Origin of the sequence: Peribacillus sp. R9-11 (assembly GCF_031345095.1) — a bacterium.
GTDB lineage: Bacteria > Bacillota > Bacilli > Bacillales > DSM-1321 > Peribacillus > Peribacillus butanolivorans.
Genome location: NZ_CP133763.1, coordinates 1,902,100 through 1,926,196, shown reverse-complemented (window position 1 = coordinate 1,926,196; position 24,097 = coordinate 1,902,100). Strand labels below are relative to the sequence as shown.

Genomic DNA, 24,097 nt, shown 5'->3' with positions numbered 1-24,097 from the left:
CTAGATATAAAATATCACAATTAAGTGAACTTTCTACAAAAATAGTAATAAATAGATAAATTTCACAAGTTTTTTTGGAGTTTGGATAATTAAGGAGAAACTACCTTTCCTTCAATGCAAAATATCCATGTCGATTTGAAACTTTTTTTATGAATAGTTTATTACCTTCCAAAAAGAGTTTTGTTTACTATAACAATTGATATATGACAAATTTCTCATAAGGATTATGCTCAGACAAATCTGGTAACATTACTTCTTCTTTCATTTCAAAAGCGGTTTGATTTTCTAAGAAAAAGATATAATCTTTTGATCCATAAAATAAAACCAATTCGATTTCCCGTGGTTCCTTTTCGAATGAAAGCAATATATTATTAATGATTTTCATGAAAATTTGCACGGAAAACGGATTAAAGAAATAAAAACGATTGTCTCGCAAATCAATCTCGTAATTTTCTGCCAAACAACAATGAAATTCTATATTATCTTTGTTTTTATTCGTTTTTTTCATATACCTATATCGGTTTTCAATAGCTTCTATATAGAAAGTTCTATTCATTTCTACTCCAACAACAGAAGCTTGAAATAAGTAATGAATAAAGAAATTCAATCGCCCTTTACCACAACCAAAATCCACAATGCGATCACTACTTTTTAATTGATACTTCTTGAATAATTGTTCTAGTGCGCTATATGGCGTTGGCTCATAACGATGATAATGCAAAGACTTATTAAATTCCTTTTGTTCTCCTACTGTTTTGATGTTTAGCAATTCATCATAATATGTTTCTTTCATTTAGACACACCTGCTTAAATGGAATTGTGATTTTTCATGGTTTATTATATAAAAAAATTAATTTAATCGTAAGCCCTTGTTTATGTCGAGGATTGTATTTTTTCATTATTATTTTCATAAGATGCCTTCTAGCTAATGTTAAAAACCCCGAATGATAAAAGTGCTATTCGGGGTAAAGTTTATTATATGAATATCTACTCTATCGTTATTTCGACTGTGCTTTTGCTACAAATTCATTGAAATCGGAGATACTTGGGTTGGCCATATAGTGGCCGCCTTCCACCTGGATCGTCTGTCCTGTAATGAATTTTGACTCATCAGATGCAAGGAATACAACGGTATATCCGATATCATCCGCTTCACCGTGGTATGGCAATGCATTATACTTGGCAAATATATCGAGTACAGCTGGAGGAATATTATCCTTTGCTGCAGGAGTTAAAATAAGGCCTGGTGCCACTCCATTGCAACGAATATGATCTTTACCATATTGTGCAGCGATATAACGAGTCAGGTTCACAACACCTGCTTTTGACGCGCCATAAGCTGATCGTACGGCATCGCCCGCAAACCCAGCCATTGATGCAGTATTGATAATGGAACCTCCACCTGCTTTAATCATGTGTGGAATAGCAAATCTGCTTCCTAATAGTACACTTTTCAAGTTTACATCCATAAGTCGATCCCATTCATCCAAATCTAAATTCACGACATCAAGATCTTTATGTAAGTTAGTTAAGCCAACATTATTAACTAGTACTGTAATAGTTCCGTATTGTTCTATTGTAAAGTCAACAGCAGCCTTAATCGAATCTGCCTGTCCAGCATCTAAAAATACTCCGGTTGCTTCTCCACCTTGTTTTTTAATGCTTTCTGCCGCTTCCTTAGCTCCTGCTTCATTAAAATCAGCTATCACGACTTTTGCGCCTTCTTTAGCCATTAATGTGGATATAGATAATCCAATACCAGATGCTCCACCTGTCACTAACGCTACTTTACCTTGTACTCTCCCCATAATTCTCCACCTGCTTTTCATGAATATAACGTTCTTACTTTTTTTTATTTATGCCCAACATGTCTAGAATACACCTACAATAAATAGATTACAAATAATTATACTCGTTGTTCATTTTTTAATATATAAATAGGTGTAACTTGAAATAATGAAATAAAATTCCTGACTACCTTGATATCATTTCGAATAATTATTCTATATGTTTTCTCTATACTAGACTTTCCAAAACAGCAAAAAACAAGCTGAAGCATCAAAATATGCTTCAGCTTGTTTTTCATTTCTCTTCATCTGCATCCCATATGATCCAATCATGAACCTCAAGAATTTCCAAAAATTTCATTAACCGTGGTAGGGCTGGTTCTGCTTCCTCACCAAAATGTTCGCTCATAGCTTCAGAAATCTGATTAACATTTCTTTGGAATTCCATTTGTTGAATAGCAAATGCTCCAAATTTATCTAGCTTGATTCGGCGAACTGAAGGCTGTTTGAAAAAACGAATCGTTATTCTTTCCACAAAATTGGTCCGTTGAATGATCAAAAAGGTTGCTTCCGAAGAATCATGTTCCAAAGTGACGCGTCTTTCCAAATGAGGAACCATTGTTAACAGATTCCTCTTTTGTGATTTGCGTTTACGAAGCATCTTCTTTTTTCCCTTTGCTAGATATGAACCAGAGCAATCCAGCTAGAGCAAGGAATAGTAAGAATGGAATCAGATTGCTTGCTAATTTCGCAGCAGCTGGAACTTGAACTCCTGCTGCAATCAATATTGCAATAAACACACCAATTAATGATTCTCCTGCTATTAATCCAGATGCAAATAATGTACCTCTATCTACTCGTGCTTTTAGTGCTTCTTTTGTTTTCGCGAAGTATTCAACGAAGAAACGTACAAATCCACCAATCATAATTGGGGCACTAGTATGAACTGGCAAGTAAATACCTACTGCAACAACTAGTGAATTTAGACCGAAAAACTCTAAAGTGATGGCAATGGCCGCACCGATAAAGATAAGGGTCCAAGGTAAGTCTCCTCCAAGAACACCTTCAGCAAGTATTTTCATAAGTGCCGCTTTAGGTGCAGGAAGTTCTGCAGATCCCATTGTATAGGCATTATCCATAAGAACTAGGATAAACCCAATCACTGATGCAGAAGCGACAACACCAATCATCATAGCAACTTGTTGTTTCCATGGCGTTCCACCTACGATATAACCTGTTTTTAAATCTTGAGAAACGTCACCTGAAACAGCAAGTGCTGTACAAATGATTGCAGCCACGGTTAAAGCGGCCACCATTCCCGTTGTACCTGTAAAACCAGTAGCTTTATAAACAATCGCTACAATTAATAGTGTGGCTATAGTCATTCCAGAAACAGGGGAAGAAGAACTTCCGACGATTCCAACAACCCTTGAAGCCACTGTTACGAATAAAAATCCAAAAATCGCAATTGCAATCGCACCGATGATTCCTACATCTGTTATAGGTGTGAAAGCAATGATTAAAATAACAATGATTGTTCCCAACCAAACGTATTTAGCTGGTATGTCTTTTTCAGTACGTATAGAACCAGATTTAAGATGTCCTTTATTAGCTTTTACGCCTTTAAGAGTATCAAAAACTGAACTGAAAAGAATAGGTAATGTTTTAATTAAAGTGATTAATCCACCAGTAGCAACTGCACCAGCTCCAATATAACGGATATAGTTATCCCATATTCCCCATGCGTCCAATTCACCGATTGGTACATCAGAAGGGAAAATAGCTGTTGTATTGGTGCTTCCAAAGAAACTAATTGCTGGTATAAGAACGACCCAGGCTAATAACCCTCCACCTAGCATTTGACCAGCAACACGTGGTCCAATGATATAACCTACTCCCAAAAGAGAAGGAAAGGCATCAAGACCAACTACTGCATTTTTAAAATTCGAAATTCCTGTTTCAACTTCTGTTTTGAAAAGCTTAAATCCATCACCAAGCGCTTTAACAACTCCACCGATTACTAATCCGGCTCCGATTAACTTGGCACTTGTACCACCTTTTTCACCTGACTTCAGTACTTCAGCACATGCCGTACCTTCAGGATAAGGTAATGTTTCATGTTCTCTCACAATTAAAAGTTGACGAAGGGGAACCATCATAAAGACTCCTAGGAATCCCCCCGTTAATACAACGAAAATGATAAATGCTTGACTCACTTCGATATCCCACATGAATAATGCTGGAATAGTAAATACAGCACCGGCACCAATGGCCTCACCTGCTGTGGTCATCGTTTGCACAATATTGTTCTCTAAAATTGAATCCCTACGAAAAATCCCTCTTAAAATAGCCATGGAGATTACCGCTGCGGGTATTGAAGCAGAGACAGTTAATCCAATAAGTAGGCCTAAGTATGCATTTGCTGCCCCAAATACGACGGCAAGAATAATCCCTAGAATTATAGCTGTTACAGTTAATTCTGGTAGAGATTTAGATGCAGATACGTACGGGACGAATTTACTTTCTTTTGAATTGTTCGACAATTTAGCCACTTCCTATGTTAAACTTTTAAAATCATAGGAAACATTATATCACTGTAATTTCATAACACGCAATGGGAAAATTCTGCTTATTTAAAATTAGACTATAGTGAAAATTCAGATAAGCCATTTCATTTCAATATTATAGAAGAATAATGCTCAATTAATACCTTCTATCTTCTAGCGTTAAATACAAAACTAATATGGGTACCCATATCGTCAAACTCTGGCTAATCTCTACAAAAAGAGTCTCATCTAGGCAATCTAAAACTGAATTGCCGTTTCTTTTTACGATTGATTTTCATTACTTGACATGCAATAAAGTCAATCACTGCTTTGGTTTGTACATCTATTCTTCAATGTCTATCAAAAGTAAGGTATATGCCAACAGGCCTTGATACGGATTAATGTTTTGGATTTTTATAGAGCTGTTTGCCACAGAATAAAATGGAATATATATCTAACTTACAATCGAAATTTATCCTAGCTGGGTCAAGGAACTTCCTAGTTCTCGCACAATAAAATTAAGCATTACTATTTAATATAACCAATTAAATAAAGTTCAGACGTTTGAAATTATACGCCTGAACTTTTTATATTATTTAAATTAATAGTATTAAATTGAAGTGCTTTTATTTTATAAACACCTTAGGTGAATTAATTATTATATTACTCTTACATCGGATTCCCATTTGCATTTGTTACAAACTGTACAACAATTTATTTTTAACTAGGCATTTGCACATTAAAATGAATATATACATATCCTGCATTAAACTTCGATTTTTAAAAGGAATGATATACTATGGTTTCATATATGGACTACACTTCACCATCAACACAATTCACTTTTGATATAAATAAAAGTCTCCTCGTAAAAAAAGATAATCAAAATTATATAAATGTATTAAGTGTCAAACAATTGAACACACTTGAAAATACGTCTTTACTAGATATTTTCCTGAGCGTCAACAATGTGGTGGAACCGCATTATCACCAAAATGCTGCAGAACTAGTTTACTGTATTTCTGGAGCTGCAACTGTTTCATTACTGAATCCTTTTACAAAACAAATACAGAATTATCCTATTACACCTGGTCAAGTAGCCAACGTTCCACAAGGTTGGTGGCATTATGAAGTGGCGACTGTTGATGACACACATCTACTTGCTATTTTTAATGCACCAACGCCCGAAGTAATTCTTGGTTCGGATATCTTGAAATTGACACCTCCGGATATTATGGCGCATACCTATTGCATGGATGAAAACCAATGGAAAAAAGCAATTGCACCAGTCAAACCAGCAACATTTATTGGTCCACCTGCTAACTGCAACAGAGCTAGTGAAGGGGCTACACATCAATATCCGCAGCAGTATATAAATCACTATGAAAACCAAATGTATACAACTCCGGCATATAACTATCAAATTCCATCTAATCCTCAGTATTATTTTTACTAAAAGTTTACTCATCTTCTGATAATTTTTTAAAAAATTTGAAAGACAGGTTTAGAAAAATAAATAGGTGTTATTAAATGATTTTTTCATTCAAAAAACAATGGAGAACCCTATATAAAAAGGGTTCTCCATTGCTATTAATTACATGACTCTTTTAAAAAGTCGATTTCATATATTTTCGCTACACTCCACTAAATTATAGAGAGGAATCAATTTTTTAATTCTCATATATTATAGAAGAAACTAGTCGGAATATGAAATTTGAAAAAGATAAATCCTAGTATTGAATAATCGTATCCAAGTATGTGCTGGATTTAATAATACTTATTAACACATTGGGTGACCACCATAATATGAATGACCACAAAAATGACCACAAATTTTCTATTCGGAAATGAAAAGTCATGAGTACATAGGATTGATAAAATTAAGTAAATGAGTAAAAGTAACTTTATCACTAGATTTTATATTACGCTTCCAATCTCCTTGAATACATTCAAAAAAATCGCATGCTCTGTATTAAAATATACCCTAGCGTGCATTGAGGATTGACAGGATACAGTCTATTATCGGATAACAATATATGGTCTCATCATCTCATAATCCTCGTGCTCCAATATATGACAGTGCCAAACATACAATCCTGTATAGGGACCAAACTTCATGATAATTCGAGTTACTTGTTTAGGATTAGCTCTAACTGTATCCTTCCCTCCTCGTTCTTGTGGTTCGGGTGGCAACGCGGGGCCCGTATAATGGATAATTCTCTCCTTGTTATACTTTTCTACATCGAAATCTCTCCGGTCTAATATTTGAAAATCAATTAAGTGAAGATGAATAGGGTGTGTATCTGTAGTTAAGTTAATTAGATACCATATTTCGGTTGATCCCAATTTTGGATTTTCTGTAATAGGAGCATCCCACGGTTTATTATCTAATAACATGAATTCCCGTCCGTACTGATCCATATTATCATTTAAAGTTAAGTATCTCTCCTTTGAAGCCGACTGTTCAATAATCTTTGGAAAAGGCTCCATATACGACGGAATAACACTGGTATCAATACTTGTAAGAGGAAGAGAGACTCTAAATTCCATCACTATACCTACTGCATTTGCAGGATCCCCATCTGGAAAAGGTGCGGGAGCGTCATTTTTCACGATAATATTCATTTCCTCAAGATTGGTAAAATCAATGATGACATCTGCTCTTTCTGCAGGTGCCAATATGATTTCTTTGACTCCTATCGGATATTCCATTAATCCTCCATCCGTTCCGATTTGATAAATAAGTTGTCCCGAATCAAGCTTGAACCTATAGAAACGGGTGTTAGATGCATTAAGCAGCCTAAATCGATATTTACGTGGTTCCACTTTTAAAAAGGGCCATACTTTGCCATTCACTAGGATTGTATTCCCAAAAAATTCAGGAACTATCGATGTTTCTAATTCCACAACTGGTTTTTTTGGCTTTCTTGGGTAATAAAGAGAACCATCATAATTAAAGGTTTTGTCTTGAATCATAAGTGGGATTTCGTATTGACCAGCTGGTAAATTTAATAACCTTTCCCGTTGCTCTCTTACAAAGTAAAACCCTGCCAATCCAGAATATACATTGAGTCTTGTGATACCAAGTGAATGATCATGATACCAGAGGTTGCAAGCCCGCATGTTATTATCATATTGATATATTTGCTTTCTAAAATATGGACCCACTTGTTTGAATCCTTTTGTAAACCAAGCCTCCGGGTAGCCATCACTTTCCGGTTCAACACTAGCGCCATGAACATGTACTACCGTTCGTACTTCTGGTACATCCAAATGGGCACCATGTACCGTATAGTCTACCGGCAAAAGATGTTTTTCTGGAAGATTGTTGATCCATTTGATAAACACTTTTTCTCCGCTCTCTACTTCAATTGTAGGTCCTGGATAGCTGCCTTCATAGCCCCATACAGTTGTATCATTTAACTCACTATGGAGTGATTGTTTAAATTCTGTCATATTCACTTCATAATAAGTATGAAATTGATCTTTCCATCGAGCTTTTAAAATAGGTGGGATAGGAAGTTCATCTACAAATTTAGAGAGAAGCATATTTCCGCTCCTTTCTGATCATAATTAACTTCTTTCTAAGGTTATAAAAATTACAAGCTTTGTATGACAAATTCAAATTGATTCAATGAGATATTTCTCACAACATATTCAATATACTTTATACAATAGGGGCTTTAGTAAGTTATTTAGTTCTTCATCAAAGAACTAACTTTCTAATAATGCAGTCCAAGGTTGATCACATGCTTTAAAATCTATCCTAATTAAATCACCTGATTGACCAATATTGTCTAACTTTGTTCTAATGATTGCCGATTCTGTAGCATCATTTTTGACATTACTTTTGATATCGTTTTTTCTATTTCGGCTATATGTTAACAATCCTAGGACAGCCCCTGTTTCCGTACATAATGAACCAATAAGAGTGATCAATAACCCAATTGAAACATTCATCTTTTTCACCCCATTTGTATACAAAATAAAAAGAACTATTCGGCTTATGGGTGCTTCTCACCGCCAAAAACTTATTTGTTTCATCATTTTGACGGCCCTGTGCACAAAAATAATTTGTTCTTGCAGGGTTTGGATATCATCTGGGGCATGAAGGCCATTGAATAGTTCTTCTTTTGCTTGTTATAAATCTTGTTTGCTACAAAATCTAACAGTTTATCAATCAATTCTTTTTAAGATGCAGCACTTTTAGCCTCTTCGCTTTTATCAATTTCTTGTGTCATATCGATTGCTTCATAAACTACAGAAAAAGGAATAAATTCAGGTGTGAGATACTTTACCGTTTCAATTTCAGCTTCCTTCACTTCTTTTACCAATTCGATCATGTTTCTTTTTAAATTTGCCATTTCAAAACATCCCTTCGTTATTAGGCTTTGTTAAACATTAATGTTGATTTTTGAACAAATAAAAGGGACCACTTATTGTGGTCTTCATTATTTTATTTAATCCAAAATAGATTCCTGCTGGTTTAATCGGAAAATCTTATAATCCTCCTTTTCCATCGTCACCCTGATTTGATAGTACAAATACTAATCAGTCTGTAGGTTTAAAACAAAAAAATCAAATTTAGGCATAAATTATTAGTTTTTGTTCTTTAAAGTCCTTATCAAAAAAAGGGATAGAAGTCAGATTGTTATGTCCAATCAATACTTAATCCCTTCCCATATATTAATTAAAAAAGGAGATGAGAAAAGTGGGTAGTGATAAAAATAAATATAAAGATAAAGATAAATATAAAGATAATAAAGGTACAGATTCCTCAAGCAATTCTAAAAATGAACCTTTAAAGGAAGAAGTATATTCATCATCGGCACACCAAGAGTGTATTGACCGTGCTTATCGTATTCCCATATTTTTAAGTACGACAACTCATTTAAATGATAACCAACGACAGTTTCTAAACCGTCTAATTTTTGAGATTGAGAATGCTTTGCTTTTTCCACGTACATTACCTTTAAGCGAAAGTTATCCCGAAGCCATTTTAACCGATATTCGTCGGTTAGTTTCATCAAGCTATGGAATGTTGGCAGTAAACCTCCGTCGTTTTCAAATTAAGACAGTTGGCGTCAATGAGGGACCCCTTCCACCATCCACTCCGTTCTGGGAAGGATCAGTTTATTCACAAGTAGAACCTTCAATGGCTTTTCAATTTGGTCTACCCTTATTATTAGTAAGGGAAGAAGATACTGACGCAAATAATGGAATTTGGGCAGGAGGAATTGCCCCACTCAACCTATTTATAGTTTGGCATTCTGAAACTCAAACTGTAGATCAATTCTTTAACACTCCTGAATGGAGATCAGCCTTTGCAAATTGGAGTGCACAAGTAAGAAATGCCTTTTATATTCAGACAGAGCCTAAGTTCAAGTACAGTTGTTAGTACACAGAATTAAAAAATTATTTGATTGGAGTACGCTTTTTCAAAGCAAGATATCGTAATAAAAGAGTGATATAGAACAAGTTGAGATGATGTCTTTGTTTAGCGAACGGTGAACTGGCACTTTAGTACCTAATTGAACATTTTTATAAGTCGAAAAATATACATATTTTTATATATTTTCGGCTAATTTTACATACAAAAAAATATTGCCATATACAGCATTTTTTAATTTCCAAATACACTTACCCAAATTGGAAACTTGTTTTGGTCTTCCATCCTTAGCTGCATAGGAACACCACCACATGTATTCCATTGATAAAATGGAAGGATATGGATTTTAACAAAAAGAAAATTTTTGTGCAGCACTCCCTTTATTATATTTCAGGTCAAGGTCTTGTTTTACAAACACCTAAAACACATAACGGAAAAAGGAATAAGAAACAGGCACAACTATTAAAAGTGGGGTTGAAGTTAATAGAGGATCACTTTGTCGTTTCTGCTTTTGGCGGAGAACCAGTCAATCCCAATACGATACTCAAGCAGTTTCTTTATGATAGTAAGCTTGCAGGAATGAAGAGGATTCGATTTCATGATTTACGACATACACATGCAACTATAATGTTGGAGATCGGAGAAAATTCTAAAGTGGTATCAGAAAGATTAGGACATTCAAATGTTTCTATAACCTTAGATAAATATAGTCATGTTACTTAGAATATACAGGACTCTTCAGCAGAGAACTTTTCAAAAGCTCTAGGTAAAAAGAGCATAGACCAATAAATGTGGTCATTTAGTGGTCATTTCACCAAAATAACGCTGGAGATCCCTTGTAAATAAAGGGTTCACCAGCGTTTATAATTACATAACCCGCTTGAACATCTTCTCCATCTCATAAATCGAATATGAGATGATGATAGGTCTTCCGTGTGGGCAGGTGAATGGGTCTGTTGTTTGTCTTAGTTCATCTAATAGTGCTTGAATTTCGTCATTCCGCAGATGACGGTTTGCCTTTATAGAGGCTTTACAGCTCATCATGATCGCCGCTTCTTCGCGGAGTTTTTTGATGTCGACTTTTTTCATAGATAACAATTGTTCAATCATTTCTTCAAGGATTTCCTGTTCAATACCTTTAGGAAACCACTGAGGGTGTGACCGAACTATATAGGCATTATAGCCGAACTCCTCTAAATAGACGCCTACTTTTTCTAGTTCATGCTGGTATTCATTGATTCGGATACATTGGTCGGTCGAGAACTCAAGTGTGATGGGAACCAGCATATCCTGTAGCTCGTTTTCGACACGTCCGACTTTTTCTTTAAAATATTCGTATTTAATCCGTTCCTGGGCAGCGTGCTGGTCGATGATATACAAGCCTTTTTCGTTTTGGGCGAAAATATACGTACCATGCATTTGCCCTATAGGGTACATGGGCGGGATGCGGCTTGCCGATTCATCGATTTCGATCTCTTCCTCTTGTTCGACTGTATATGTTGTATACCCTTTTGCGGATTCGAAATATGGTCTTCTTTCGTCTTCCGGAATGACCGGGATATACGTGTCTTCCATTTGCTGCTGTTCGTCACTTCTGTAAACTAATTCCTCTATTGGTTCGATATTCACGATTTCTTCAACAGGATCTTGATAGTTCTTCTGTTCCTGATTTTCTCGAATCAAGGTATTCTTCAGGAGTGAGGCTTCTTTCTTTGCTTCTTCAAGGACCCGCTTCCCGCTTTCCACGACATGATCTAAATCTAGCGTAGTTTGCTCACTTTTTACCTGTTCCAGCTTTGGTGAGGGTGTATATCCACTTGGAATTAAAGACAGTTTTTTGAAAGCAGATTTAATTGTTTCCGACACAAGATTGTACAATTCCTGTTCCTTACTAAGCCTTACCTCCATTTTAGATGGATGAACGTTGACATCGACCAAAATTGGATCCATTTCAATATTTAATAAAGCAATCGGGAAACGTCCAATAGGAAGAAGCGTATGATATCCATCCAAGATTGCTTTCACAAGTGCATAGTTTTTAATAAACCTACCGTTTATCATCGTTGATATATAATTCCGTGAGGCACGAGTGACCTCGGGCATAACGATATATCCAGATAGAGTGAAGTCCAAAGAGCTTGCCTGAATCGGAATCATCTTTTTCGCGATATTCATACCGTAGATTGCTGCTAGTACTTGCCGCACATCCCCATTACCATTCGTATGCAGGATACGCTTCTCATTGTGTGATAAACGAATCGAAACATCCGGGTGGGAAAGTGCCAGCCGGTTAGCGACATCCGTAATATTACCGAGTTCGGTATGAATTGTTTTCATATATTTCAACCGGGCAGGTGTATTGTAAAACAAGTCGGAAACCATGATATCCGTACCTTTCCGACTGGAAGAAGCTTCGAGTTCCTTAACGATGCCCCCTTCAAGAAGTATACGTGTTCCTACTCCTTCACCTGTGCAGCTTTTCAGTTCGAAACGGGAAACTGAAGCGATACTCGGCATAGCTTCGCCTCGGAAACCAAGCGTCCGAATCCGGAAAAGGTCATTCTCATCTTTTATTTTACTTGTAGCATGACGTTTAAAAGCTGCCTCAATATCATCAGCTAATATCCCATCTCCATTGTCTACAATTCGGATAGAACCAAGTCCAGCCTCCACTAGTTCGATTTCTATGATGGTACTGTTAGCATCTATGGCATTTTCCACAAGTTCCTTCACGACTGAGGCAGGGCGTTCAACAACTTCGCCAGCAGCGATTTTATTCGATAAAGCCTCGTCAAGCTGTATGATTTTTCCCATTTTCATCGCCTCACTTCAATATTTCATTTTAGTTTCTTTTGCAATTTATAAAGAATATTCATCGCTTCAAGTGGTGTCATTTCCAGGATATCAAGCGATTTAATGTCATCGAGCACCTTTTTTTCCTTAGGAGAAGAACTTATTTTTTCTTTAGGAGCCTCTTCTCTGAAAAAGGATAGCTGTGCCTCATTGACCTCAGCTTTAGGAGCAGTTTCAGTAATTTGTTCTTTTGAAACAACGGCTGGCTGTGCAGGCAATTCCTTTGCTTGGCCATTTTCATTTTCTAGCTGTGCTAAAATATCTGCTGCACGGTCAATTAACTGTTTCGGCAAATCAGCAAGCTTAGCCACATGAATTCCATAACTTTTATCTGCTGGTCCTTCTTTTATTTTATGAAGGAAGACAACATTTCCATTTTGCTCAATTGCACTAACATGGATATTTTTCAATTTAGGTAGCTCCGATGCGAGTACAGTCAATTCGTGATAGTGTGTTGAAAAGAGTGTCTTTGCTCCAATTTCTTCATGAATATATTCTATGATGGCCTGAGCAAGTGCCATACCATCGTAAGTGGAGGTCCCACGTCCAATTTCATCAAATAAAATCAGACTGTTTTCAGTCGCATTAGTGATCGCATTTCTTGCTTCGAGCATCTCGACCATAAACGTACTCTGGCCGGAAATCAGATCATCGGCCGCTCCAATCCTAGTAAACACTTTATCAAAAATAGGTAATTCAGCTGTAGTTGCTGATACAAAACAGCCAATCTGTGCCAGAATAGATGTTAACGCAATCTGACGCATATACGTACTTTTCCCGGACATATTCGGACCTGTAATTAAGAGTAGTTCACGTTCGCTATCCATAAAACAGTCATTTGGGACATACTCCTGTGATTGAAGCACTTTTTCGACTACAGGATGTCGTCCTTCCTTCAAAACAATTCTTCGATTCTCTGAAAAGACCGGCTTCACATAATGACGCTCTTCGCTAATAGTGGCAAAGCACTGTAGAACGTCTAGCTCACTGACGCCTTTCGCTAGATCTTGTAAACGCGGGATATAGCTTTTTATCTCTTCGCGAAGATTGAGGAATAAGTCATATTCTAAACCGATGCTTTTTTCCTCGGCTTGTAAAATTAACGCTTCTTTTTCTTTTAATTCAGGTGTGATATAACGTTCAGCATTCGTTAAAGTCTGCTTCCGTTCATAGCGCCCCTCTTCAAGCAGATGCAGATTAGCCCGGGTGACTTCAATATAATAACCGAACACACGGTTATAACCGATTTTCAATGACCTAATCCCTGTGCGTTCCCGTTCCTCTCGTTCAAGCTGAGCAATCCAAGTTTTTCCGTTCCTACTGGCATCTCGGTATGTATCCAGCTCAGTGTGGAAACCATCTCGAATAATATTCCCTTCCTTAACGGACAACGGCGGGTTTTCAACAAGCGCAGTTTCGAGCAAATCTGTCACTTCTTCACATGGATCCAATTTATCGGCAAGAACAGAAATATCCTGATTAGAGGCCATTGACTTTACAATTTCACGGATGACAGGCACCTGTTGCAACGAACGTTTCAACTGGATCAAGTCCCGCGCGTTAACATTTCCAAAGGCGACCCGTCCGGCAAGCCGCTCCAAATCGTACACTTCCTTCAGGCGCTCACGGAGGTCTTGACGTTCGAAGTATTGACTTTTCAGTGTTTCAACAAGACTTTGTCTCCGCTCAATTTGTTTTTTATTAATGAGTGGTCTGTCAATCCACTGCTTAAGCATACGTCCACCCATTGCTGTTTTCGTTTCATCAAGAAGCCATAATAATGATCCTTTTTTACCTTTGGAACGGATGGTTTCGGTCAATTCCAAATTTCGTTTGCTATAATAATCAATTTTCATATAGTGTGACGTCTCATATGCAAGAACCGGCTGCAAATGATCAAGACTTCGTTTTTGGGTACGATATAAATAATTCAATAAACGAGAGGTCGTTGTCATCTGCTTTTCGTCCTTTAATAGATGCAGTAAAGGAACGAACGACTCACTATGTTCCAAATTGTCCTCTAATGATAAAGCGGCAGCGCCCCGTTCCTGAAGTTTCTTTTTCCATTCTTCATTAAAATCAGCAGCAATAACAACTTCGCTCGCACCAAGGATGGCAAATTCATTCAGTACCTCATCAAAGTTCTCAATCAAAGTGACCTTATTTTCACCTGTCGATAAATCGTTGTATCCAAAACCAAACTGGTCATTAGAAAAATGAGTGATCGTCGCAATGTAATTGTTTTCTTTTTCACGAAGACCCTTGCTATCCATTTTCGTTCCCGGCGTAATCAGCTGGACAACTTCCCTGCGAACTACCCCTTTGGCTTGCTTAGGATCTTCTGTCTGTTCACAAATCGCCACTTTAAATCCTTTTTCTATCAATATATCAATATAATTAGCCGCCGAATGATACGGAATCCCGCACATTGGAATTCGGTCTTCACTTCCACCTTCTCGGCTCGTTAATGTTATTTCGAGCTCCTGTGACGCATTCAGCGCGTCATCAAAAAACATTTCATAAAAATCGCCTAAACGAAAAAATAAAAAGGCATCCTGATACTCTGCCTTAATTTTTAAATATTGTTGAATCATCGGAGTATATCCAGCCATTCCTTCAAAACCTTTCCTAACTAAAATCTATTACTCACATATGTCTTTTATTATAACATATGGGAAAGCAACATTGCCTGTATTCGATATTGCATGGTAAATCCCTGAACCTGTGAGTAAAGCCGATAAATTCACTAATTCTCTACAGGTATTAACAAGTAAAACTTAACATTTTATCCGTAAACTTATTGGGACTGGTATATCAATATGCCTGCATAAAGCCTGTCCCTCTTCAAATTAAATAAAACCGGATGAAGGGAATGTCATCCGGTAGTGACTTTCTATATTCTATTCGTCTATTCGTCTTCGAATTCATCTAGGAAATCCGGATCTAAATCTTCGAATTCCTCATCATCGAAATCAGAGCCCCAGTCATCCTCACAGCGGCCATCTGGATTTACAGCGACACAAATTTTTGTTTCGCCGACGACTTCTACAAAGAATTCTCTTTCCACATGGACAATGATTTTTTGTCCACATGGGGAGATGCAAGCTTCTAAACAATTAGGCTGTTGGACAGCTTGTGCAACGATTTCATGGTCATCATGACAATCCGGATCACGGTATTTCAGCGAAATCACGTCGGTATATTGTACTTTTTCAGTAACAACTTCCGTCTTTGAATTATGGTTATAGGAATACCAAACGTTGATTTCGTAGCTGCCGTGAATTTCTACCTTTTTGCCGACTTTCTTTGCATCGTATTTATGGTTGATGATCCAACAACCTAGAATGCTAGAAGGATGATGAGCCGGGCAAATGGTGTGTGAGGACTTTGTGAATTTCCGTCCCTTTGCCACCACCGCTTTAGTAATTATCTCTCTATATTGTGACATGCTAGCGAACCCTCCTCATACAGTTTCCATTCATCCTATGCGTGGTAAAAGTCTAGTGTGCGTAGAATTTTTATTGTTTGAAAACTGCTGTATTGTTTTAAACCTAGGTTATTTTATGCGCATGTTTTGGGATATGTGTCACGAATGGGCACTGTATAAGGATTTACGAGTATAAAAAAGCCCTCCTGAAATCAGAAGGGTTTTAGAAAAGTTTATGAACAGCTTCCGCCGCCAGCCTGTACCTGCGAACCTGTTTCACCGCGAAGGATGTCTCCTTCGGTTGATTCAATAATTAAATCCGTCACCTTATTAGAAACTTGTGAGGAGACCATTTGTAAAAGATCATTTACATCAACTTGGGATTGTTTGAATTCTTGGACAATCGGAAGTTCGTCTAATTGTTTTTCAAGTGCATCAATTTTGGCCTGTACTTGGCCGTATGCTTTCTCTTTTCCATAATGTTGGAAGTTAACAGCCTGCTTTTGCAAGCTTTTGATGCTCGCGATCATTTCACGGATTTTTTGGTTTTCGTTGATGTGAGCTTCCGCCCGTTTAAAGAAATCGACTTCTTCTGTGCTGGCAATCATTTCAGCCAACTCTGCCGCTTTTGTTAAAATATCGTCTTTTGTATATTTCGTCATTTTACTCCACCTCAATTGCTGTAGCTTCTTCAACCATATCCCCATTTAATGACCATGTTTTCGTTCCAGTGATTTTCACCTTTACGATTTGGCCAATGGCAGATTTTGGTCCTTTGAAGTTCACAAGCTTATTTTTCGTTGTATAACCTGCTAACACATCCGGATTCTTCTTGCTTTCTCCTTCTACAAGGACTTCTACAATCTGTCCATCATACTCTTTCATTTTTAACGCACACGTTTCATTAACAAGGGCATTCAAGCGTTGCAGGCGTTCTTTTTTTACTTCCATCGGTACATTATCCTGCATTTTCGCGGCTGGTGTTCCCTCGCGTGGTGAATAAATGAAGGTATAAGCAGCGTCGAAACCGACTTCTCGGTATAAAGACATTGTTTCTTCAAAATGCTCTTCCGTTTCATTCGGATAGCCGACAATGATGTCTGTTGTTAAAGATGCAGTTGGGATCGCTTCTTTTATTTTTCTAACTAGCTCTAAATATTGTTCGCGCGTATATTTACGAGCCATAATCTTAAGCGTTTCCGTACTTCCTGATTGAACAGGAAGATGGATGTGGTCTACAAGATTACCACCTTTTGCTAGGACTTCAATCAAGTGATCATCAAAGTCACGTGGATGACTAGTTGTAAAACGAATACGCGGAATATCAATCTTGCGGATTTCATCCATCAAATCACCGAGACGGTATTTAATATCCGTAAAATCTTTACCATATGCATTCACATTTTGACCAAGCAGTGTTATTTCTTTATATCCTTGTGCCGCTAAATGACGAACTTCCTGAATGATATCTTCCGGACGGCGGCTTCTTTCTTTTCCCCTCGTGAAAGGCACGATGCAGTAAGTACAAAATTTATCGCAGCCATACATGATATTGACCCATGCTTTCGTTTTGCCTTTACGCACTTTCGGAAGGTTCTCAATTACATCGCCTTCTTTAGACCAAACCTCAATGACCATTTCCTTTGAAAGATAAGCTTCATTTAGAATTTGGGGTAGACGATGAATGTTGTGAGTTCCGAAAATCATATCAACAAAATGATGTTTCTCAAGGATTCTTTTTACAACTGATTCTTCTTGAGACATACAACCACAAACACCAAGCAATAAATCAGGTCGTTCCAATTTTAATGATTTTAAATGGCCGAGTTCCCCGAACACTTTATTCTCTGCATTTTCCCGAATCGCACAAGTGTTAAGTAAAATGACGTTAGCATCATCTACCGTGTTTGTCGGTTGATAGCCTAGGGCCGTGAAGATACCAGCCATGACTTCTGTATCATGTTCATTCATTTGACAACCGTATGTACGAATGTAGAACTTTTTGCCTTCTCCCATTCCACGGAAATCTTCTGGAATCGCAAAATCATCATGATATTCGACTTCTTCTTTACCTCGTTTTTTCGCATCTTTTAAGGACGGCGGAATATAAACGGCCTGAAAGTACTTACTGTAGTCCTTGTCGGATTTTTTGTCCGCTGGATTTTCAGCGTGTACTTGTTGTGATTCTAATCGTTGTTTCTCGTTCATGTTAATCTCCTTTCAAAATAGTTAGTTTATTTGTTTCCCTAACTATTTCAAGACCTGTCTTGTTCTAAAGATTTTTATACGTATTTTCCTTATAAAATTACCAGTAAATATTAGCTTTTAAGTGTGATATATCCACATTAACATAGTATAAAGCTTTTACCAGCAAGAAACAATCATTCTGTCGTGCCTACTTCATTTGTAAGAAAAATTTCACAAATTCTGTAATTATAAGTTCTAAAAAAGGCTCAATTCACCACATTCCATGTGACGAACTAAGCCTCTTCCTTTTACTTAATTAAAATATTCCTAGTTCCTTTCCGGCTTTTTTTAAAGCATCTACTTCTTCTTTTAATATTCAAAACCCTTCATTTCTCCTCCTTTTAAGTTGGCTAAGGTATTAAGAGTACCTTACCACACTGTCCCTTTATCATCAGTTCAAAACCCTTTTCAAAGTCACTTAGCGAAAAACGATGCGTAATCATCGGTGTGACATCAACTTTCCCACTCCCTAGCAGGCTCGAAACCTGCTGCCAGGTTGAGAACACTTTTCTTCCTGTTATTCCTTGGACAGTAAGACCCTTGAACACTATATCCTCCGTTATATTAAGCGTGACCGGCTGAGCTGGCAGGCTCAAAATTGATATCCTCCCGCCATTTGTAGCCATTTTAAACCCTTGATCGATGGCCGTAGGATTACCGCTCATTTCGCAGACCACATCCACCCCATCCATATCTGTGAGTCTTGCCGTGATTTCCAGAGGATTTTGCTTGATTGAATGAATTGTGTGCGAAGCCCCCATCTTTTTTGCCAGCTGAAGTCGATAATCATTAACATCAAGAGCGATAACTTTATCTGCACCTGCAGCCTTTGCTACAGCCACTGCCATAAGCCCAATTGGTCCGCAACCAATGATCGCCACCGTTTTACCAAGCACTTCACCAGCAAGCACAGAATGGACGGCATTTCCCATCGGTTCTTGGATCGTAGCTATATCAAGTGGCATGTCAATCGGATTTTTCCAAAGATTCTTGGCTGGCAAAGCTACATATTCAGCAAAGCACCCTTGTGTATCGAGACCAATAATATTTGTATTTTTACAAATGTGTAACTGTCCCGTTAAACATTGCCGGCATGTACCGCACACGATATGGGTTTCGGCGGAAACGTAATCACCAACTGAAACATTACTCACCCTCCCCCCTACCTCAATCACTTCTCCGGCAAATTCATGCCCAAATACATATGGTGGATTCACTCTTCCCTGTGACCATTTATCCCAGGTGAAAATGTGAATATCCGTCCCACAGATTGAAGCCATTTTGACTCGAATTAACACCTCATCTTCACGAATATCTGGAATGTCGACAGCTTGCAATTGTGCCCCATATCCTCGGTGATGTTTGACAACTGCTTTCATTTTCCCTTTCAACATATACACTCCCCCTGAAATAGGGCTACATTTTCCTGAATATATTAAAGGTATGAAAAACCGATTAAAAAAATACCAGTATTCCTAATGTACGGGCCATTTTACCTTTATTGACTAATCATAATCTTAGGGCTATCGTACATTTTCACTAATAAGGTCATGATCCCATAGCATCCTGTCCGCTCTTGAATAAGATATCTCGTACAACAAAAATAATTAAAGGAGTGACTTATATGTCATGTTCTGAAAATAATAATCGTGACCACCATCACCATGAAAGGAACGAAGACGATTTCTGTCGTCGAGTGAGACGCTGTGATAGACGCGATCGTGACCGTGACCGCGATCGTGATCGTGACCGCGATTGTGAACGTCACCATCATCATCATCATCATCACGACAATGACCGTTGTTGTTGTAGAAGAAGGAATCGTTGTGGCTTCGGTTTCGGTGGCGGTTTTTGTGGCGGTTTCGGTCGCGGTTTCTTTTAACCGTAACTTCGGCGGATGCCATAACGATTGTTAAGCTACCAGTAAGCGTTCTAGCATGAGGCATAATTACTGGAGCGCTTAATTTTTCACAAAAAAGGTTCACCCCATCTATAGGGGTGAACCTTTTCACTTTTACATAAATTCTGCAACAAGTTTATCAAAATGAGCTTGATCTAGAGTTAGATCAGATTTATTTAACGCTTTTTCTGCATATCCTGGTACTAACTCCTGATAAGAAGGGCGTGAAGAATCTTGATAAATAATCCCTGTCACAAGGCTGTCATGCTTCATTAATGTTTGCATGGCCTGTTCTTTATTTGAAGAATCATATCCTTCAATCGTGTTTAATTTTGTTAAGTTTTGTTTGAACCAATCGTACGTATTAATCTTGTTATATGTTACGCATGGAGAGAAAACATTGATAAAGGAGAACCCTTTATGATTGATCCCTGCTTCAATGATAGCAGTCAAGTCTTTTAAGTCAGTCGAAAAGCTTTGTGCAACAAATGTAGCACCAGCCGATAACGCTAATTCCATTGGTGAGACAGCCTGCTCGATTGATCCTTCAGGAGTGGATTTTGTCTTAAATCCAACAGCTGATCGCGGAGAAGTCTGACCTTTTGTCAAGCCATAAATTTGGTTATCCATTACAATATACGTTATATCGATATTACGACGGATTGCATGAATAGTATGTCCCATCCCGATTGCAAAACCGTCTCCGTCTCCTCCTGAAGCTATTACGGTCAATTCACGGTTGGCCATTTTCACTCCTTGGGCAATCGGCAGAGAGCGGCCATGAATTCCGTGGAAGCCATATGACTTGATGTAACCGGAAATACGTCCTGAACAGCCGATACCAGAAACAACAGCTAAGTTTTCCGGCTCCAATCCTACATTGGCTGCCGCACGCTGCATGGCAGCCTGAACGGAGAAATCTCCACAGCCAGGACACCAGTTAGGTTTAACATCATTACGAAACTCTTTAAACGTTGCCATATTCGAACATCTCCTTGCATTGTGTGTGAATTTCATGCGGGAGGAATGGGTTGCCATCATATTTTAGGATGCTTTTAATTTTATTAACATGTCCGACATTCATCTTGATAATATTAGCCAATTGTCCAGTCGCATTATTTTCGATTACTACTACTTTCTTAGCCGATTGTACTAAAGATAGAACTTCATCGGTTGGGAACGGATGAATCAAACGAATTTGCGCATGATTCACTTTTACCCCATCCGTTTCTAGTCTACCAATTGCTTCATCAATCGTACCACGGGTAGAGTTAAAACCAAGAATTAGTAAATCCGCTTCTTCATGCGGTGTGTTTTTGTATACAGGTGTATGGAATGTGTTAGCTAAATTATTCAGCTTACGCATCCGTTTATCCATCTGCGCTTTTCGATTCACAGCAGTCTCAGAAGGTCTCCCTGTCTCATCATGTTCAACACCAGTAACATGGTGAATTCCATTTTTCATACCAGGAACAACACGAGGTGAAACGCCGTCTTCCGTTACTTTATAACGCTTGAAGTATGATTTATTTTCTGGTTCTTCAATTTCAAAATCTACCAATTTACCGCGTCTGATCTCTACTTTGCTGTAATCAAGCGGCTGAACCGTTTGTTTACCTAGCGATAGCTGTAAGTCGGATAAAATGATAACCGGACATTGATATTCCTCCGCGAGATTGAACGCTTCTGCCGTATCATAAAATGCTTCTTCAACAGTACTTGGGGCCATGACGATTTTTGGGATTTCACCGTGTGTACCATAAATCATGGCCATTAAATCAGATTGCTCTTGTTTCGTAGGAAGTCCAGTAGAAGGACCGCCACGTTGTGTATCAACAATGACAATAGGCGTCTCGGTAATACCCGCTAAGCCAATTGCCTCCATTTTTAAGGAAAGTCCTGGACCAGCAGAAGCTGTGATAGCACGAACACCACCGTAGTTTGCACCGATTGCCATTGTGGCTGCAGCTATTTCATCTTCTGTCTGAATGACAGTACCGCCCAATTGTGGAAGTTTTTTGATTAGATATTCCATAATTTCAGAGGCAGGAGTAATTGGGTATGCTGCCATGAAGCGACATCCGCCTGCAACAGCTCCTAGAGCGATAGCATCGTTTCCGATCATGAATAAACGTTTCTGTCCGTCTGCTTTTTCTAGCTCCATTGCGCCAAGCTTTTCTCCAAGCAGTACTTCCATGGCTTTGTAGCCAGCAGTAATGGCATCCATATTCTTTTTAACGATTTCTTCGCCTTTACGACCGAAGATTTCATCAACAACATCGTTGAATACGGAAATTTCCATACCAAGTACAGCACATGTCGCACCGATAGCCACCATGTTTTTCATTAATGATGTGCCTAATTCTGCAGCGATTTCCGTAAATGGAACAATATATAATTCTGCCTTTGTATCTTCTGGGCAGACAGGTTTGAATTTTGCATCAGCGATTATGATGCCACCTTCATGTAATTCTTTATAATTGACGTCAATTGTTTCTTGGTCAAAAGCAACTAAGATGTCTAAATCATCAGAGATAGCACGAGTTTCGGTAGTACTTACACGAATTTTGTTATTCGTGTGTCCTCCCTTAATTCGGGATGAGAAATGACGGTAGCCATACAAGTAATAACCTAAGCGATTGAGGGCAATACAGAATATTTCTCCTGTACTTTCAATACCTTCACCTTGTTGTCCGCCAACTTTCCATGAAAGTTGATTGATCATGTCTTACACTCCTTTAGAACGTTCGTATATAAATGCATTTAACCGCACCTCTCGCCAGAACATTAGACTATGTATATAAATCGTTCTATTTAGGAAAGGTGTACTAAACGCTTTCAATTCTATCGGTTAAATCATTAAATTGCAACCTTTTTGCCTCCATTTTTTATATTTTCAGAATATTTATTCATATCTATATAGTCAGAATTAAATTTATCACCTTTTAACGTGGAAAATTCCGAGTGAAATTCTCAAAAAGGAGTCCTTTTACAAACTCAGCAGAATAAAGCCTATTCAGCTCATTGATTAAGTTATGATAATCATTAAAGGATGCTAATTTGTCTACCATATGTTCTATTCCATCGAAGTCAGACCCAAACCCAATTTGTTTTTCCCCGCCCAAACTGCATATATGGTCTATATGGTTCAGGATATCTTTTATTGAAGCCGAATAACCACTGGATAGGAATTGTGGAACAAAGGTTACCCCTATCACGCCATTTTTTTGTAAAAGGGCTTTTATCTGGCTGTCTTTTAAATTCCGCGGATGCGAACATAAATTATTAGCATTCGAATGGGATGCAATTGGAAAATCCGCTCTTTTTAATGTGTCCCAAAAACCAGCTTCAGATAAATGGGATAAATCACACCAAATCGATTGCTCATTTAATAAGGTCACAACCTCTGTTCCAAATCGTGTCAACCCACTTCCTCTTGTTTCTAATGCTCCATCAGCCACAAGGTTGGCATAATTCCATGTTAGCCCTACTGAAGAAACACCAAGATGGAGAAGTGTTTTTAGCTTTAATAAATCATTTCCAATACAATCGCAGCCTTCCAATGTAAGCATAGCACCGATTTCTTTTTCTTTTAGATTATCGATGTCAGTCTTGCTCCGTATAAATTTCATTTCCGGCTCTGATAAAATCTTTTCATGAAAAATATCAACCATCGCTAAGGCTGCCTGAAATCTCATATCTGGGTGGACTTTTTCTGGAATATAAATTGCAAAACATTGGACCTTTCCTCCTGCATCCAATAATCCCCGTTTTGTTATATGTAACTTTTCACTGTCCAAAAAAGAAATATCTGGATCTATAAACATCTTCATTAACACATCACAATGCGCATCAAAAATCGCCAAAATGATCCTCCTCCCTTGCTTAACTTTCATAGCTAATATGATCTATTATAAAATGGCTAAGGTTTTTCGTCATTTGAATTTT

At 37.9% G+C, this 24,097-nt stretch carries 21 protein-coding genes; 4 read left to right on the top strand and 17 right to left on the bottom strand.

Going from position 1 to position 24,097, the window contains the following annotated elements; translation table 11 throughout:
• Positions 1–187: 187 nt before the first annotated feature.
• The 4 genes from RE409_RS09285 to RE409_RS09270 form a co-directional block, all read right to left on the bottom strand.
• A complete protein-coding gene (locus RE409_RS09285) occupies positions 188–793 on the bottom strand; it encodes a methyltransferase (RefSeq protein ID WP_201181358.1) in 606 nt (201 codons plus the stop codon).
• A 205-nt stretch (positions 794–998) separates the two neighbouring features.
• Positions 999–1,808 carry an SDR family NAD(P)-dependent oxidoreductase gene (locus RE409_RS09280; RefSeq protein WP_098175292.1) on the bottom strand — a complete coding sequence of 270 codons (810 nt, stop codon included), beginning with the start codon at positions 1,806–1,808 and terminating at the stop codon, positions 999–1,001.
• Between the two features lie 274 nt (positions 1,809–2,082).
• Positions 2,083–2,448, bottom strand: a complete 366-nt coding sequence (locus RE409_RS09275) for a PqqD family protein (protein ID WP_053345410.1) — start codon at positions 2,446–2,448, stop codon at positions 2,083–2,085.
• A complete protein-coding gene (locus RE409_RS09270; RefSeq protein WP_201181360.1) occupies positions 2,438–4,330 on the bottom strand; it encodes an OPT family oligopeptide transporter in 1,893 nt (630 codons plus the stop codon). Before RE409_RS09270 ends, RE409_RS09275 begins: the two co-directional genes overlap by 11 nt.
• An 802-nt stretch (positions 4,331–5,132) precedes the next feature.
• Here RE409_RS09270 and RE409_RS09265 point away from each other — a divergent pair.
• On the top strand, positions 5,133–5,789 hold the full coding sequence (locus RE409_RS09265) for a cupin domain-containing protein (protein WP_309558840.1): 657 nt from the start codon (positions 5,133–5,135) through the stop codon (positions 5,787–5,789).
• A gap of 563 nt (positions 5,790–6,352) precedes the next feature.
• Here RE409_RS09265 and RE409_RS09260 read toward each other — a convergent pair.
• From RE409_RS09260 to gpG, 3 genes are all read right to left on the bottom strand, one after another.
• A complete protein-coding gene (locus tag RE409_RS09260; RefSeq protein WP_201221356.1) occupies positions 6,353–7,882 on the bottom strand; it encodes a multicopper oxidase family protein in 1,530 nt (509 codons plus the stop codon).
• A gap of 165 nt (positions 7,883–8,047) precedes the next feature.
• On the bottom strand, positions 8,048–8,293 hold the full coding sequence (locus tag RE409_RS09255) for a hypothetical protein (RefSeq protein ID WP_201221358.1): 246 nt from the start codon (positions 8,291–8,293) through the stop codon (positions 8,048–8,050).
• 230 nt (positions 8,294–8,523) lie between these two features.
• A complete protein-coding gene (gpG, locus tag RE409_RS09250) occupies positions 8,524–8,697 on the bottom strand; it encodes a phage tail assembly chaperone G (RefSeq protein WP_201181366.1) in 174 nt (57 codons plus the stop codon).
• Between the two features lie 338 nt (positions 8,698–9,035).
• Here gpG and RE409_RS09245 point away from each other — a divergent pair, with 338 nt between their 5' ends.
• The gene (locus RE409_RS09245) at positions 9,036–9,731 is read left to right on the top strand and encodes a hypothetical protein (protein ID WP_201221361.1); all 696 of its coding nucleotides are present in this window, start codon (positions 9,036–9,038) and stop codon (positions 9,729–9,731) included.
• 169 nt (positions 9,732–9,900) lie between these two features.
• On the opposite strand, the gene RE409_RS09240 is transcribed toward RE409_RS09245, so the two are convergent.
• Positions 9,901–10,044, bottom strand: coding sequence for a hypothetical protein (locus tag RE409_RS09240; RefSeq protein ID WP_309558838.1), 144 nt, complete (start codon positions 10,042–10,044; stop codon positions 9,901–9,903).
• Here RE409_RS09240 and RE409_RS09235 point away from each other — a divergent pair.
• A complete protein-coding gene (locus RE409_RS09235; RefSeq protein WP_201181368.1) occupies positions 10,044–10,445 on the top strand; it encodes a site-specific integrase in 402 nt (133 codons plus the stop codon). The genes RE409_RS09240 and RE409_RS09235 overlap by 1 nt on opposite strands.
• Before the next feature lie 144 nt (positions 10,446–10,589).
• Here the strand turns inward: RE409_RS09235 and mutL are convergent, their stop codons facing one another.
• The 6 genes from mutL to tdh all read right to left on the bottom strand — a co-directional run bounded on the left by mutL (position 10,590) and on the right by tdh (position 19,640).
• The gene (gene mutL, locus RE409_RS09230) at positions 10,590–12,536 is read right to left on the bottom strand and encodes a DNA mismatch repair endonuclease MutL (protein ID WP_201181369.1); all 1,947 of its coding nucleotides are present in this window, start codon (positions 12,534–12,536) and stop codon (positions 10,590–10,592) included.
• Between the two features lie 23 nt (positions 12,537–12,559).
• The gene (mutS, locus tag RE409_RS09225) at positions 12,560–15,187 is read right to left on the bottom strand and encodes a DNA mismatch repair protein MutS (protein ID WP_201221365.1); all 2,628 of its coding nucleotides are present in this window, start codon (positions 15,185–15,187) and stop codon (positions 12,560–12,562) included.
• Between the two features lie 296 nt (positions 15,188–15,483).
• Positions 15,484–16,023, bottom strand: coding sequence for an outer spore coat protein CotE (locus tag RE409_RS09220; protein ID WP_056526911.1), 540 nt, complete (start codon positions 16,021–16,023; stop codon positions 15,484–15,486).
• A gap of 212 nt (positions 16,024–16,235) precedes the next feature.
• Positions 16,236–16,664: a YlbF/YmcA family competence regulator gene (locus RE409_RS09215; RefSeq protein ID WP_053345401.1), complete on the bottom strand. Its 429-nt coding sequence runs from the start codon at positions 16,662–16,664 to the stop codon at positions 16,236–16,238.
• A 1-nt stretch (position 16,665) separates the two neighbouring features.
• Positions 16,666–18,210, bottom strand: a complete 1,545-nt coding sequence (gene miaB / locus RE409_RS09210) for a tRNA (N6-isopentenyl adenosine(37)-C2)-methylthiotransferase MiaB (protein ID WP_053345400.1) — start codon at positions 18,208–18,210, stop codon at positions 16,666–16,668.
• Between the two features lie 389 nt (positions 18,211–18,599).
• Complete coding sequence (tdh, locus tag RE409_RS09205; RefSeq protein ID WP_201183370.1) at positions 18,600–19,640, bottom strand: L-threonine 3-dehydrogenase; 1,041 nt, start codon at positions 19,638–19,640, stop codon at positions 18,600–18,602.
• A gap of 315 nt (positions 19,641–19,955) precedes the next feature.
• Between tdh and RE409_RS09200 the strand changes: the two genes are divergently transcribed.
• Positions 19,956–20,165 (top strand): hypothetical protein, encoded by a 210-nt coding sequence (locus RE409_RS09200; RefSeq protein ID WP_201181372.1) that lies wholly within the window; start codon positions 19,956–19,958, stop codon positions 20,163–20,165.
• Positions 20,166–20,263: 98 nt separating this feature from the next.
• On the opposite strand, the gene RE409_RS09195 is transcribed toward RE409_RS09200, so the two are convergent.
• The 3 genes from RE409_RS09195 to RE409_RS09185 form a co-directional block, all read right to left on the bottom strand.
• A complete protein-coding gene (locus RE409_RS09195; RefSeq protein ID WP_056526905.1) occupies positions 20,264–21,130 on the bottom strand; it encodes a 2-oxoacid:ferredoxin oxidoreductase subunit beta in 867 nt (288 codons plus the stop codon).
• Positions 21,117–22,874, bottom strand: coding sequence for a 2-oxoacid:acceptor oxidoreductase subunit alpha (locus RE409_RS09190; protein ID WP_056526902.1), 1,758 nt, complete (start codon positions 22,872–22,874; stop codon positions 21,117–21,119). Before RE409_RS09190 ends, RE409_RS09195 begins: the two co-directional genes overlap by 14 nt.
• A 220-nt stretch (positions 22,875–23,094) precedes the next feature.
• Complete coding sequence (locus RE409_RS09185) at positions 23,095–24,015, bottom strand: dipeptidase (protein ID WP_309558837.1); 921 nt, start codon at positions 24,013–24,015, stop codon at positions 23,095–23,097.
• Between the last annotated feature and the right edge of the window lie 82 nt (positions 24,016–24,097).

Bases quoted from the DNA above. Each gene is read 5' to 3' on its own strand.
- RE409_RS09220 (WP_056526911.1), bottom strand. From the start codon at position 16,023: ATGTCACAATATAGAGAGATAATTACTAAAGCGGTGGTGGCAAAGGGA.
- RE409_RS09255 (WP_201221358.1), bottom strand. From the start codon at position 8,293: ATGAATGTTTCAATTGGGTTATTGATCACTCTTATTGGTTCATTATGT.
- miaB (WP_053345400.1), bottom strand. From the start codon at position 18,210: ATGAACGAGAAACAACGATTAGAATCACAACAAGTACACGCTGAAAAT.
- RE409_RS09260 (WP_201221356.1), bottom strand. From the start codon at position 7,882: ATGCTTCTCTCTAAATTTGTAGATGAACTTCCTATCCCACCTATTTTA.
- gpG (WP_201181366.1), bottom strand. From the start codon at position 8,697: ATGGCAAATTTAAAAAGAAACATGATCGAATTGGTAAAAGAAGTGAAG.
- RE409_RS09280 (WP_098175292.1), bottom strand. From the start codon at position 1,808: ATGGGGAGAGTACAAGGTAAAGTAGCGTTAGTGACAGGTGGAGCATCT.
- RE409_RS09245 (WP_201221361.1), top strand. From the start codon at position 9,036: ATGAGAAAAGTGGGTAGTGATAAAAATAAATATAAAGATAAAGATAAA.
- RE409_RS09275 (WP_053345410.1), bottom strand. From the start codon at position 2,448: ATGCTTCGTAAACGCAAATCACAAAAGAGGAATCTGTTAACAATGGTT.
- RE409_RS09215 (WP_053345401.1), bottom strand. From the start codon at position 16,664: ATGACGAAATATACAAAAGACGATATTTTAACAAAAGCGGCAGAGTTG.
- RE409_RS09265 (WP_309558840.1), top strand. From the start codon at position 5,133: ATGGTTTCATATATGGACTACACTTCACCATCAACACAATTCACTTTT.
- RE409_RS09240 (WP_309558838.1), bottom strand. From the start codon at position 10,044: ATGGAATACATGTGGTGGTGTTCCTATGCAGCTAAGGATGGAAGACCA.
- RE409_RS09285 (WP_201181358.1), bottom strand. From the start codon at position 793: ATGAAAGAAACATATTATGATGAATTGCTAAACATCAAAACAGTAGGA.
- RE409_RS09190 (WP_056526902.1), bottom strand. From the start codon at position 22,874: ATGATCAATCAACTTTCATGGAAAGTTGGCGGACAACAAGGTGAAGGT.
- RE409_RS09195 (WP_056526905.1), bottom strand. From the start codon at position 21,130: ATGGCAACGTTTAAAGAGTTTCGTAATGATGTTAAACCTAACTGGTGT.
- mutS (WP_201221365.1), bottom strand. From the start codon at position 15,187: ATGGCTGGATATACTCCGATGATTCAACAATATTTAAAAATTAAGGCA.
- mutL (WP_201181369.1), bottom strand. From the start codon at position 12,536: ATGGGAAAAATCATACAGCTTGACGAGGCTTTATCGAATAAAATCGCT.